Origin of the sequence: Pseudomonas glycinae (genome assembly GCF_001594225.2) — a bacterium.
GTDB lineage: Bacteria > Pseudomonadota > Gammaproteobacteria > Pseudomonadales > Pseudomonadaceae > Aquipseudomonas > Aquipseudomonas glycinae.
Window position 1 is genome coordinate 4,370,719 of record NZ_CP014205.2, and the last position, 12,161, is coordinate 4,382,879.

The 12,161-nt window shown below is 59.3% G+C and carries 12 protein-coding genes; 6 read left to right on the forward strand and 6 right to left on the reverse strand.

What is annotated here, in order from left to right; all coding sequences use genetic code 11:
- Window positions 1–176 precede the first annotated feature (176 nt).
- Window positions 177–1,898 (reverse strand): bifunctional isocitrate dehydrogenase kinase/phosphatase, encoded by a 1,722-nt coding sequence (gene aceK / locus AWU82_RS19905; protein WP_064383167.1) that lies wholly within the window; start codon window positions 1,896–1,898, stop codon window positions 177–179.
- Between the two features lie 419 nt (window positions 1,899–2,317).
- Here aceK and AWU82_RS19910 point away from each other — a divergent pair, with 419 nt between their 5' ends.
- Together AWU82_RS19910 and AWU82_RS19915 are read left to right on the forward strand one after the other, a co-directional pair.
- Complete coding sequence (locus tag AWU82_RS19910; protein WP_064383165.1) at window positions 2,318–3,943, forward strand: methyl-accepting chemotaxis protein; 1,626 nt, start codon at window positions 2,318–2,320, stop codon at window positions 3,941–3,943.
- A gap of 84 nt (window positions 3,944–4,027) precedes the next feature.
- A complete protein-coding gene (locus AWU82_RS19915) occupies window positions 4,028–4,921 on the forward strand; it encodes a DMT family transporter (RefSeq protein WP_064383163.1) in 894 nt (297 codons plus the stop codon).
- 58 nt (window positions 4,922–4,979) lie between these two features.
- Here the strand turns inward: AWU82_RS19915 and AWU82_RS19920 are convergent, their stop codons facing one another.
- On the reverse strand, window positions 4,980–5,843 hold the full coding sequence (locus AWU82_RS19920) for a DMT family transporter (RefSeq protein ID WP_064383162.1): 864 nt from the start codon (window positions 5,841–5,843) through the stop codon (window positions 4,980–4,982).
- Between the two features lie 450 nt (window positions 5,844–6,293).
- Here AWU82_RS19920 and AWU82_RS19925 point away from each other — a divergent pair, with 450 nt between their 5' ends.
- A complete protein-coding gene (locus tag AWU82_RS19925; protein WP_064383160.1) occupies window positions 6,294–6,839 on the forward strand; it encodes a hypothetical protein in 546 nt (181 codons plus the stop codon).
- Window positions 6,836–7,036 (forward strand): hypothetical protein, encoded by a 201-nt coding sequence (locus AWU82_RS19930; protein WP_084777050.1) that lies wholly within the window; start codon window positions 6,836–6,838, stop codon window positions 7,034–7,036. Before AWU82_RS19925 ends, AWU82_RS19930 begins: the two co-directional genes overlap by 4 nt.
- A 56-nt stretch (window positions 7,037–7,092) precedes the next feature.
- On the opposite strand, the gene AWU82_RS19935 is transcribed toward AWU82_RS19930, so the two are convergent.
- Window positions 7,093–8,031 (reverse strand): aspartyl/asparaginyl beta-hydroxylase domain-containing protein, encoded by a 939-nt coding sequence (locus AWU82_RS19935; RefSeq protein WP_064383158.1) that lies wholly within the window; start codon window positions 8,029–8,031, stop codon window positions 7,093–7,095.
- A 187-nt stretch (window positions 8,032–8,218) separates the two neighbouring features.
- Window positions 8,219–9,193: a cysteine synthase A gene (gene cysK, locus AWU82_RS19940; RefSeq protein ID WP_064383157.1), complete on the reverse strand. Its 975-nt coding sequence runs from the start codon at window positions 9,191–9,193 to the stop codon at window positions 8,219–8,221.
- 128 nt (window positions 9,194–9,321) lie between these two features.
- Between cysK and AWU82_RS19945 the strand changes: the two genes are divergently transcribed.
- Window positions 9,322–10,398, forward strand: a complete 1,077-nt coding sequence (locus AWU82_RS19945) for a DUF748 domain-containing protein (RefSeq protein WP_064383154.1) — start codon at window positions 9,322–9,324, stop codon at window positions 10,396–10,398.
- Here AWU82_RS19945 and AWU82_RS19950 read toward each other — a convergent pair.
- Together AWU82_RS19950 and AWU82_RS19955 are read right to left on the reverse strand one after the other, a co-directional pair.
- Window positions 10,395–10,895, reverse strand: coding sequence for a DUF2442 domain-containing protein (locus tag AWU82_RS19950; protein ID WP_064383152.1), 501 nt, complete (start codon window positions 10,893–10,895; stop codon window positions 10,395–10,397). The genes AWU82_RS19945 and AWU82_RS19950 overlap by 4 nt on opposite strands.
- Window positions 10,883–11,113 (reverse strand): DUF4160 domain-containing protein, encoded by a 231-nt coding sequence (locus AWU82_RS19955; protein ID WP_064383150.1) that lies wholly within the window; start codon window positions 11,111–11,113, stop codon window positions 10,883–10,885. The genes AWU82_RS19950 and AWU82_RS19955 overlap by 13 nt, the downstream gene beginning before the upstream one ends.
- 200 nt (window positions 11,114–11,313) lie before the next feature.
- On the opposite strand from AWU82_RS19955, the gene AWU82_RS19960 reads away from it, so the two are divergent.
- Window positions 11,314–12,159 (forward strand): AAA family ATPase, encoded by an 846-nt coding sequence (locus tag AWU82_RS19960; protein ID WP_007911294.1) that lies wholly within the window; start codon window positions 11,314–11,316, stop codon window positions 12,157–12,159.
- The last annotated feature ends 2 nt before the right edge of the window (window positions 12,160–12,161 follow it).

The window sequence follows — 12,161 nt, forward strand, 5'->3', positions numbered from 1 at the left end:
ACGCAATTCGGTCGTCTAGTGGCGCAAGGACGCGATTGTCGCAGATTTACGCCTGACTGTGATCGTTCCCATGCTCTGCGTGGGAATGCAGCCAAGGACGCTCCGCGTCCCAAAAGCGGACGCGGAGCGTCCGGTGAGGCATTCCCACGCAGAGCATGGGAACGATCATTAACGGGTTATTCGTTATCCAGGCCCTTGCGCCGATACGGGAAGACATCGATGACTTTCCCCGCCCGAATCGCCTCCTGCAATCCCTTCCAGTAATCGGCGTTATACAACTCGCCATGCAACTGATCGAACAATTTGCGCTGCGCCGCATCGGCAAACAGGAACGGCGGAAACTCCTCGGGGAACACATCCAGCGGACCGATCGAGTACCACGGTTCGGAGGCCATTTCGTCCTCCGGCGTGCGCGGTGCCGGGATGTGGCGGAAGTTGGCTTCGGTGAGGAAACAGATCTCGTCATAGTCGTAGAACACCACCCGGCCATGGCGGGTGACGCCGAAGTTCTTCAGCAGCATGTCGCCGGGAAAGATGTTGGCCGCCGCCAGTTGCTTGATCGCCAGGCCGTAATCCTCCAGTGCTTCGCGCACCTGGGCTTCGTTGGCGTTATCCAGATAGAGGTTGAGCGGGGTCATCCGGCGCTCGGTCCAGCAGTGGCGGATCAGCACGGTTTCACCTTCCAGCGACACCGTGGACGGCGCAACCTCCAGCAGTTCCGCCAGGCACGCCGGCTCGAACTTGCTCAGGGGAAAACGAAAGTCGGCGAATTCCTGGGTATCGGCCATGCGCCCGACGCGGTCGACGCTTTTCACCAATCGGTACTTCTCGATCACCGTGGCGCGGTCGACGTTTTTCGAGGGCGAGAAGCGGTCCTTGATGATCTTGAACACGGTGTTGAAGCCCGGCAGCGTGAACACGCTCATGACCATGCCGCGCACGCCCGGCGCCATGATGAACTGGTCGTCGGTGTTGGCCAGGTGATTGATCAGGGCGCGGTAGAACTCGGATTTGCCGTGCTTGTAGAAACCGATCGAGGTGTACAGCTCGGCGATGTGCTTGCCCGGCAGGATGCGTTTGAGGAAGCCAATGAATTCCGCCGGCACCGGCACATCCACCATGAAATACGAACGGGTGAAGGAGAAGATGATCGACACCTCCGCTTCGTCGGTGATCAATGCGTCGATCTGAATCCCCCGACCCTCGCGGTGCAGCAATGGAATCACCAGCGGCCATTGATCGTCACTGGTGTAGATGCGCCCGACCAGGTACGCGCCCTTGTTACGGTAGAGCACCGAGGAAAACAGCTCGACACTCAGCTCCGGATCCTTGCACACCCAGTCCGGCAGGTTCTCGCGCAGTTGCGCTTCCAGGCGCTGCAAGTCGCCGGGCAAATCGGCGTAGGCCTCGCTGAAGCGATAATCGGCAAAGATGCTCGCGAGCATGCTCGAGATCTGTCCATGGGGCTTGTAGGTGCGGGTCTGTGCGGCCCGCGCGCGGCGCAGGCTCGGGCGCGTGGTGTGGATGAACATGCAGCCGTCGCTGATCAGGTCGTGGCTGAACAGGCCGCAGAAAATCGAGTTGTACCAGGTCTCGGACAGCTCATCGTCGAAGCGCAGGTCGATGATGCTGATGTAGGCACTTTTCACCAGCGGCCAGCAGGTGACGTCCATCAAGGTGTCCGGCTCGAAATACTCGCGCAGGCGGGCGACGGTTTCACCGACCTTTTCTTCGTAGAGGTTGATCCGGGCCGCCGACGCGGTTTGCGTGTCCTGCCAGCGGGCCTGCTCGAAGCGCTCCCGGGCGCCGTCGGTGATCCGCCGGAAATGCTCGCGGTAATCGTCAAACCCATCGAGGATCAGGCGGGCGATGTCGGTGGCTGGCCATTGCTGCGGCATGGATGAGACCTCTGCGGGAATTGGAGAATCTGTGCTCGAAGGCCTGAGCTTAGCCACGGAAGCGGCTGCAGGAGAAGCGCAATTTCGGCCAGATCCTCTTGCGGTTTGTACAACGACACAGTTTTTATCAAAGTTTTTTTAATCGACCGTTCGGTCAGTAAACGTCCCTTGGGGTTCTCCCCGCCACTGGGCGTCAGCCCGCGATTTGTCGGGGTTTCGGATCCAATTCGGACTCGACATCTCTAATCCGCGCGTTTGCCTGGTTGGTTAAATCCTGTCCATTGCAGACGCAGCCGGCTGAAAACTCGTTTTACCAAAATAGTGGCACTTTGATATACAGCCTGCCATCACCCGCCTCATAACAAGATCCTCGGCCCACGAGGACGACCTCTCTCCCCCAAAGCCCAAGGAGCACATTGATGTCTATCCGGAATCTGCGCATCGGTTTGCGCGCCAGTTTGTGTTTTGCCGTTCTGGCCAGTCTGCTGGTAGTGGTCGGCCTGTTCGGTCTGGGCCAGATGAAAACCCTGCGCGAGAGCGCGGCGGTGATCGAGGAATCGTGGATGCCCAGCATCGAAAGCATCCATGACGCGGCGGCGAACATCGCCAGCATCCGTCTTGAGTCCCTGCGCCTGATCACCAGCACCCAGGCTGCCGTGCGCGAACGCAGCAAAGGCCTTCTCACGGCGCAACGCCAGGAATTGCTCAAGCGCCTCGACGACCACAAAGGCCTGATTGCCAGTGATCAAGAGCGGGCGATGCTGGAAGGCCTGAGCGCAGACACCGCCAAGTACCTGAGCATCCTCGACCAGATCATCAAACAGATCGACGCTGGACAAAACGATCAGGCCTACGCGCGCCTCACCAATGAACTGGCGCCCCAGGGCACGGTGCTCGACAAGACTCTGGAGCAAATGATCACGCTCAACCAACAAGGCGCGGATACCGCCGCCAAGTCCGCGGCGGCGATGTACCAGCAGGCGCTGTGGATCGTCGCCACAATCATCGTCGTCGCGCTGATTGCCACGTTGCTGCTGGCCTGGTTGCTGACCCGCAGCATCACCGCGCCGATCAATCAGGCGCTGAACGTGGCACGACGGATTGCTTCGGGAGACCTCAGTGGTCGCATCGAAAGCGCGGGGCGCGATGAAGCGGCGCAGTTGCTCACGGCTCTGGCCGAGATGCAGGGCAATCTGCGCTCGACCATTCGCGGCATCAGCGAGTCGGCCCAGCAACTGGCCTCCGCCGCCGAGGAAATGAGCTCGGTGATGGAACAGAGCACCCGCGGCCTGCAACAGCAGAATGACCAGATCGAACAGGCGGCCACGGCGGTCACCGAGATGAGCACGGCGGTCGATGAAGTGGCCGCCAATGCGGTGTCCAGTGCCGAAGCGTCCGAAGCCTCGAACGAGGACAGCAAGCACGGGCATGTACAGGTCAGCGAGACCATCAGTTCGATTCAGGAACTGGTCAGCGCCGTGCTCGGCGCCTCCGAACAGGCCGAGGGCCTGGCGACTCAGGCCCAGGACATCAGCAAGGTGCTGGAGGTGATTCGCGGCATCGCCGGGCAGACCAATCTGCTGGCCCTGAACGCCGCCATTGAAGCGGCGCGAGCCGGCGAGGCCGGGCGTGGGTTTGCGGTGGTCGCCGATGAAGTCCGCTCGCTGGCCCAGCGCACGCAGAACTCTACCGAAGAAATCGAGCTGATGATCAGCAGCATCCAGCAAGGCACCGGTGCCACTGTCGGGGCTTTGCAAAGCAGTGCCGAACAGGCGAGCCACACACTGCGCCGGGCGAACAGCGCCGGTCAGGCGTTGGAGAAAATCACCGCGTCGATCTCGCAGATCAACCAGCGCAACCTGGTGATCGCCAGCGCCGCCGAGCAGCAGGCGCTGGTGGCGCGGGAAGTCGATCAGAATCTGGTGACCATCCGCGACCTGTCGACCCAGACTGCTGCCGGCGCCACCCAGACGTCTGCCGCCAGTCAGGAACTGTCGCGGCTGGCCGTCGACCTGAACGCTCTGGTGACGCGCTTCGTAATCTGATCAGAAGATTAAATGCCCGATTAGCGGTTGCCATCGCCAGGGCCCTCGGCAACACTCTCGTCCCGATCAAGGAAGGAGTGGCCCGTGAGCCCTGTCGATATATTCCGCATGCTGTCGCTGGCCGCCATCTGGGGCGCGAGCTTCCTGTTCATGCGCATCATCGCTCCGGCGATCGGTACGATTCCCACCGGTTTTTTCCGTGTTTCGATTGCCGCCGTCGGCCTGCTGGTGATCCTCGGGCTGATGCGTATCAGCTGGGATTTCAAAGGCAAGCTCAAGACCGTGATGCTGCTGGGCGTGATCAACTCCGGCGTGCCGGCGACGCTGTACTCCGTCGCCGCTCAGGTGCTGCCCGCCGGTTATTCGGCAATCTTCAACGCCACCACCCCGTTGATGGGCGTGTTGATCGGCGGTTTGTTCTTCAGTGAAAAACTCACGCTGGCCAAACTGGCCGGGGTGTTCCTCGGCCTGCTCGGGGTGGGCGTGCTGACTCGCGCCGGGCCGGTCGCCTTCGATCTGCAGCTGCTGATGGGTGCGGTTGCCTGTCTGCTCGCAACCACCTGCTACGGCTTCGCCGGGTTCCTCGCCCGACGCTGGCTGGATCAGGCCGGCGGGCTCGACAGCCGTCTGTCGGCGCTGGGCAGTATGCTCGGAGCGACCCTGTTTCTGTTGCCGCTGTTCGGTTACAGCGTCATCACTGCGCCGCCGGTGAGCTGGGGCGGCTGGAGTGTCTGGTTGTCGCTGCTGGGCCTGGGTCTGGGCTGCACCGCGTTTGCGTACATCATTTACTTCCGCCTGCTGAGCTCCATCGGGCCGGTGAAGTCGATGACCGTGACCTTCATGATTCCGCCGTTCGGCGTGTTGTGGGGGGCGCTGTTTCTCGATGAGCCGCTGTCGATGGCCCACGTGTATGGCGGGGTGTTGATCGCCATTGCGCTGTGGCTGGTGTTGAAACCGGCAGAAATCGCCACTCGCTGATTTGCAGATGCACGAAGGCCCGGGAGTTTCCTCCCGGGCCTTTTTCATGCGCGGCGGTCTACGCCGACTTACGGAACACAAACACCAGACCGACGATGATCAACAGCATCCCCAGCACGCTCAACGCCGCCAGGCGATTGCCGAAGATCAGGTAGTCCATCACCGCCGTCACGGCCGGCACCAGATAGAACAGACTGGTGACATTTACCAGATTGCCCCGCGCGATCAGTCGATACAGCAGCAACGTCGCCAGCACGGAAACCACCAGCCCCATCCACAACACCGGCACGATGAAACCGGCGCTGTGCTCGAAGTGAAACGGCTGGAACGGCACGAAAATCCCGCACAGCAGCAGACCGGCCAGGTACTGCACCGGCAGCGTGCCGAGGGGATTGTCGGTGATGCGTTTCTGCATGATCGAGCCGAAGGTCATGCTCGCCAGCGCCAGCAGCCCGAACAACATCCCCGCCAGCGACATCCCGGCCAGACCGATGCCCTGATAAACCACCATGATCAGACCGGCCAATCCCAACGCCAGACCAAAGATCCGGCTCGCCGAGCGCTGCCGCTCCATGATCACCACCGTAAGGATCGGCTGCACGCCCATGATGGTCGCCATCACTCCGGGGGTGACCTTCAGGTCCAGCGCCAGCAGATAGAAAATCTGATAAGCCCCCAACAGCACCACCCCGGTAGCCATCGCGTACAGCATCGGCTTGCCGCCCTTGGGCAGTTTCAGCTTGAGCAACGGCACCAGCAGCACCAGCCCGCACAGGGCAATGACAAAACGGATCAGCAAAAAGGCAAAGGGCGAAGCGTGGGCCAGCCCCCACTTGGAGAAGATCGCCCCGCTGCTCCACAGTAGAACGAACAGGCTTGTGGACGCCGCCGCGAGCGCGGACTTTTTCGAAAGGACAAACATGAATACCACCTGTAGTCAGGCAAATAGCCAACTCAGCCGAAGCTGAAATTCAGTAGTTTTTTTCAGGCGGGCACAGGGGTCAGCAGGAAACGCTGATCAGCCCGAAACACCAACGCCCGGCGGTGATACGACTGCGCACACCGGCGTGCTACTGACAGGTGGAGGGTAATGACTGATCTGCACAGGCTGCTGATTCCCGCACGGCACGACGCCAGCGTTGACCGCTGAATCGACTACCGCGTTGATGAGGGATGCAGGCATCTGGGCTGATCTTTTTTGAAGGGTTGAAAGGTGAGTCGTGGGACCCACGAGCGCCGACTATAACCAGCCCGCGACATGGATTGCAATGAATTGGACAAAGGGCCAGTAGCGACAGGCAGGAGACAGGCGCATAGGCTCGTTTGCAATTGCAACGACCATTGATGGGGGACATGGAATGCGCGAGATCATATGCCAAGGGAACGTAATCATCTGCGGTATCAGTTGTACAAATCGCAAGCCAGGAAGCGTGCCCGCCTTGCCACGACTCAACTCCAGATTGACCTGGAGATGGCTGGTCCCACAACGCTTGACCTTTCGAAAGTACGTTTCGAACCCATCGACTCGTTGGCGCTGAGTGCTTTTGAGTGTTGGGAGAGCCCGCATTTTTCATGGGAAGAAGTCATTGGATGGAAAGCGCGCGAACCTCTCGCTCTCGACATCGCAATCTGGTTTGAATCTGAACTGTGCGGACTTTGCTTTGCCAACCCGAATAAAAGTCGACAACGCATCCGAATCGTACGACTGGAGGGGCGGCCAAGAGAAACACATCCATTGAAGAACCGTGTTGCACCGCTATCCGTTCTGGCAATTGAGCAATACGCCCGCATCATTGGCAGTAGCTTGATCGAGGCTCAAGAACCATTCCAGGGAGCACTACCAATTTACGAACAGCTCGGCTTCGGTTTGGATAACGAGGGTCGCCTTGTCAAAACAGTAGGGAGCCTAGTATTGTGAAAAACGCTCAAATATTGATCAGCCAAGGTGGGAATATGCGCAAAGAAATAAAAAAATCCCCCAGAAAGAAAAAAGTGCATGCAATAAGGGGTGAATCTGATCCAACGGTTCTGACAGCCAGTCAACGACGGCTCTTACAGATCATTGCTACCGGCACCGCTATCGATGAACCAAGCTTACTTGCTGGCCGTCCCTGATTCCGAAAACAAAAAACCGCTCAAACGAGCGGTTTTTTATGCTTTTAAATCCAGCCTCAACCAAATAGCCAATACCCCAGCAACGTCAACACCACCACCGCCAGCACCGGCCGCATTACGCGGTAGGTCTTTGGATTGCGGCGTTTCCACTGTTTGACCGCACCACTGAACTTGTCGCTGAAACTCTTGCTCCACGCATAAGCCTGGTTGATCCCGCCAACACGTTCGTCGTCGAGGTTCTGCGGTGCCGTGGCGCGGCCCAGCCAGGCGCTGATGAAGCGGTTGATGCGGGTCATCAGGCGGTTGCTCAACGGCCGCTCGATGTCGCAGAACAGGATGACGCGGGTCTGTTCGGTTTCGTTTTTAACCCAGTGCACGTAGGTCTCGTCGAACATCACGTCTTCACCGTCGCGCCAGGCGTAGACCTGACCGTCGACGAAAATCCGGCAGTCGTCGGAGTTCGGCGTCGAAAGGCCCAGGTGATAACGCAGGGAACCGGCGAACGGATCGCGGTGCGGGTTCAAATGACTGCCACCCGGCAACAGCGCGAACATCGCGCCTTTGACGTTGGGAATGGCACTGACCAACGCCACGGTTTTCGGGCATAGGGTTTCGGCCGAAGGCAGCGGTTTGTCGTACCACTTGAGGTAGAAACGCTTCCAGCCTTTCTTGAAGAACGAGCCGAAACCGGCGTCATTGTTCTTCTCGGCCGCGCGGATGTAGCCCTCGTCGAACAGATGCATGGCTTCGTCGCGAATGGTTTCCCAGTTATCGCGCAACACGTCCAGTTCAGGGAATTTGCTGCGATCCAGATACGGTTTGGATGGCACGCCCGAGAACAAGTACATCAAGGCGTTGTACGGGGCAAATAGCGCCGAATGGTTGACGAACTGCCGCAGCACCGGCAAACGCGCCTTGCCGCGCAAATGCACGTAGAGGATGCTGCCCACAAACAGCAGCAACACCGACACCTTGGCGGCTAACGAAAAGGTCATCAACAACTCCTTGAAATAAGACAACGCCACGCCACGTCATTTGCCCGAGATGGCGGCCGGCCATGATAAACACTACCGGCTCCGGGAAAAACCCGCCCGACCCAAGATTCAGTGTTAAGAATTGCGCAACAAAGCACTTATTAACATAACGATCCTGAACCCTGGCTGACCTGAATCAACGCGCCCCTTACTGCTGGTTCTCCTGATCGGTGAACAGATCACTGAACAGCATGCTCGACAGATAACGCTCACCGGAGTCGGGCAGCACCACCACAATGGTCTTGCCCTGCATTTCCGGGGTCTCCGCCAGACGCACCGCCACCGACATGGCCGCACCGCAGGAAATGCCGCACAGGATCCCTTCTTCCTGCATCAGGCGCAGCGCCATGGCCTTGGACTCGTCATCCGTCACCAGCTCGACCCGGTCAACCATCGACAGATCAAGGTTCTTCGGCACGAAACCGGCACCGATGCCCTGAATCTTGTGCGGGCTCGGCTTGATCTCTTCGCCGGCCAGCGCCTGGGTAATCACCGGCGAAGACACCGGCTCCACCGCCACCGACAGAATCGGTTTGCCTGCGGTATTCTTGATATACCGCGACACGCCAGTGATGGTTCCTCCAGTGCCGACGCCCGCTACCAGCACATCGACTGCACCGTCGGTGTCGTTCCAGATTTCCGGACCGGTGGTTTTTTCGTGAATGGCCGGGTTGGCCGGGTTATCGAACTGGGCCGGCATAAAATATTTGCCGGCATCGCTGGCGACGATCTCCGCGGCCTTTTCGATCGCGCCCTTCATGCCTTTGGCTGGCTCGGTCAACACCAGTTCCGCACCCAGCGCCTTGAGCACCTTGCGCCGTTCGATGCTCATCGAGGCCGGCATGGTCAGCAGCAATTTGTAACCGCGAGCGGCCGCCACGAAGGCCAGGCCGATGCCGGTGTTACCGGAGGTCGGCTCGACGATGGTCATGCCCGGCTTGAGTTTGCCGCTGCTTTCGGCGTCCCAGATCATGTTGGCACCGATCCGGCACTTGACCGAGTAGCCCGGGTTGCGACCTTCGATCTTGGCCAGAATGGTCACGCCACGGGGCGCGATGCGGTTGATCTGCACCAGCGGCGTGTTGCCGATGGAATGGGCATTGTCAGCAAAAATACGGCTCATGGCTGGGTCCTTGTGCAGCGTTGAATTCAGCTCTCCAAGGTAAGCCTGTTGCCTTTGTCAGTCCAGTTCGGTCGAACGTCTGCGGCAGGCGGCAGTCAACCGCCTTATACCGTTCGGGATCTATTGCCATGAAGCGTCGCTACCGCTGGCCGTTGTGGACTCTTGCCACCACCGTTGTTCTGCTGATCGCCCTGCACATCGCCCTGCCCTATCTGGTGCGCGACTATCTGAATGACAAACTGGCCAACATGGGCGATTACCGCGGCCAGATCACCGACGTGGACCTGGCGCTCTGGCGCGGGGCCTACAAGATCAATGGCCTGAAAATCGTCAAGGCCGACGGCAAGGTGCCGGTGCCATTCGTCGATGCGCCGGTTATCGACCTGTCTGTCAGTTGGCACTCGCTTTGGTACGACCATGCTGTCGTGGCACAGGTTAAATTCTTTAAACCTCAGGTTAACTTCGTCGATGGTGGTGCCAACAAGCAGAACTCCCAGACCGGTCAGGGCACCGACTGGCGTGAGCAACTGGGCAAACTGTTGCCTATCACGCTCGACGAAGTGCAGATCAGCGATGGGCGGATCAGCTTTCGCAACTTCAACTCCAAACCACCGGTAAACATGAATGCAACCAACGTCGACGCCAGCATTTACAACCTGACCAACGTGGTCGACAAGGAGGGCAAACGCGACGCTCGCTTCGAAGGCAAGGCCCTGCTGCTGGGGCATGCCCCGCTGGAAACCACAGCCACCTTCGACCCCTTGAGCGATTTCGAAGACTTCGAATTTCGCCTGCGGGCCCGCGACATCGAACTCAAGCGCATGAACGACTTCGCCTCGGCCTACGGCAAATTCGACTTCAACGCCGGCCACGGCGACGTGGTCATCGAAGCCGCCGCCAACAAGGGCCAGCTCAAGGGCTACATCAAACCGCTGCTGCGCGACGTGGACGTGTTCAACTGGCAGCAAGATGTCGAGAACAAGAACAAGGGGATCTTCCGCTCGATCTGGGAAGCACTGGTCGGCGGCACGGAAACCGTGCTGAAAAACCAGGGCAAGAACCAGTTTGCCACCCGAGTCGAACTCAGCGGCAGCGTGCACCAGCAAGATATCAACGCGTTCGAAGCGTTTTTGCAGATTTTGCGCAACGGATTCATTCAGGCCTTCAATGCCCGGTATGAACGGCCGAAGCCGGATGCGGGCTAAGTTTTTCGGTTGACGATGTAGTGCCCGGTATCCTCTGCCGCGATCAGTGCAGGCTTCTCCTGCAACGAATCCCAACCCAGACAGGCCAGGGCCAATGATCGCGGCACCGCTTCCCGACCATTACTGTAGCGACTGATGCTGCGGGCGCTGACACCCAGCGCTTCGGCCGCCTCATTCAACGGTAGACCGGTGCGAGCGCGCCAATCCATGAAAATCCGTGTGTTTTCGTCGGGCGCATTTTGCGCGAGCGCGTCCCGGTACAAGGTATCGGCACCAATCTGGATATCCGGCTCCAGCCACTCCACGCTCCAGCCGTCGTCACCCAACTCAGCGCTTGCGAACACTTCAGCGTCCAGTAGCGGAGCGAGCCCCGGATAGGTTTGCAGATCGCGGCTCAAGTCCAGGTTCAGCCGTTGGCCATCAATAAAGGTCAACGACAGACAAGCATCGCCAATAGCCTGCACCGCCGCCAATCTAGGCCGCTTCATGGGTAACATCGTTTCCAGTCCTCCAGCAATTGCGTCTGATGGGCCGAAACCCACGCCAACGCTTCCTTGACGATCAGTGGCGGTGCCTTGCCCATCATGACCTCGACGGTTTCCAGGCTCAGCATCACATCCACTCCGCCACCGGTCAGGTGAACATGGGGTGGCGGGTGATCCTTCTCGCGCAACTGAATGCGGTATTTATCGCGAAATCGGTATTTGGTAGTCATGCCCGAAGGCTATCGCCAAATCGGCGATACCTGAATACTGGCCTCGTGCCGAAACTGAGTCAACATGTGACGCCCCATTCAGAGACTGAATAAGCCGTCTGCGTTCACAGTCGACCGGGCCGCGCGTTATAGTCGGGCATCCGATTATTTCGCCCCCGCCCTGCCCGTTCAGGTCGGCGTTACCGTTCGAGGATTAGCAGATGAAGTTCGAAGGCACCCAGGCCTACGTCGCCACCGATGACCTGAAGCTGGCGGTCAACGCCGCCATCACCCTGGAGCGGCCGCTGCTGGTCAAGGGCGAACCGGGCACCGGCAAGACCATGCTCGCCGAGCAACTGGCCGAATCGTTCGGCGCAAAGCTGATCACCTGGCACATCAAGTCCACCACCAAGGCCCATCAAGGCCTGTACGAGTACGATGCGGTCAGCCGTCTGCGCGACTCGCAACTGGGCAATGAAAAAGTCCACGACGTGCGCAACTACCTGAAGAAGGGCAAGCTCTGGGAAGCGTTCGAGTCCGAAGAGCGGGTCATTCTGCTGATCGACGAAATCGACAAGGCCGACATCGAGTTTCCCAACGATCTGCTGCAAGAACTCGACAAGATGGAGTTCTACGTTTACGAGATCGACGAGACCATCAAGGCCAAAAAGCGTCCGATCATCATCATTACTTCCAACAACGAGAAAGAGCTGCCGGACGCCTTCCTGCGCCGCTGCTTCTTCCACTACATCGCCTTCCCCGACCGCACCACCCTGCAGAAAATCGTCGACGTGCACTACCCGGACATCAAGAAGGATCTGGTCAGCGAAGCGCTGGACGTGTTCTTCGACGTGCGCAAGGTGCCGGGCCTGAAGAAGAAGCCTTCGACCTCGGAACTGGTGGACTGGCTGAAGCTGCTGATGGCCGACAACATCGGCGAAGCGGTGCTGCGCGAACGCGATCCGACCAAAGCCATCCCGCCGCTGGCCGGTGCGCTGGTGAAGAACGAACAGGACGTGCAACTGCTTGAGCGCCTGGCGTTCATGAGCCGTCGCGGCACCCGCTAAGA

Bases quoted from the DNA above. Each gene is read 5' to 3' on its own strand.
- AWU82_RS19935 (WP_064383158.1), bottom strand. From the start codon at position 8,031: ATGACCTTTTCGTTAGCCGCCAAGGTGTCGGTGTTGCTGCTGTTTGTG.
- AWU82_RS19945 (WP_064383154.1), top strand. From the start codon at position 9,322: ATGAAGCGTCGCTACCGCTGGCCGTTGTGGACTCTTGCCACCACCGTT.
- AWU82_RS19920 (WP_064383162.1), bottom strand. From the start codon at position 5,843: ATGTTTGTCCTTTCGAAAAAGTCCGCGCTCGCGGCGGCGTCCACAAGC.
- AWU82_RS19960 (WP_007911294.1), top strand. From the start codon at position 11,314: ATGAAGTTCGAAGGCACCCAGGCCTACGTCGCCACCGATGACCTGAAG.
- AWU82_RS19910 (WP_064383165.1), top strand. From the start codon at position 2,318: ATGTCTATCCGGAATCTGCGCATCGGTTTGCGCGCCAGTTTGTGTTTT.
- aceK (WP_064383167.1), bottom strand. From the start codon at position 1,898: ATGCCGCAGCAATGGCCAGCCACCGACATCGCCCGCCTGATCCTCGAT.
- cysK (WP_064383157.1), bottom strand. From the start codon at position 9,193: ATGAGCCGTATTTTTGCTGACAATGCCCATTCCATCGGCAACACGCCG.
- AWU82_RS19925 (WP_064383160.1), top strand. From the start codon at position 6,294: ATGCCAAGGGAACGTAATCATCTGCGGTATCAGTTGTACAAATCGCAA.
- AWU82_RS19950 (WP_064383152.1), bottom strand. From the start codon at position 10,895: ATGTTACCCATGAAGCGGCCTAGATTGGCGGCGGTGCAGGCTATTGGC.
- AWU82_RS19955 (WP_064383150.1), bottom strand. From the start codon at position 11,113: ATGACTACCAAATACCGATTTCGCGATAAATACCGCATTCAGTTGCGC.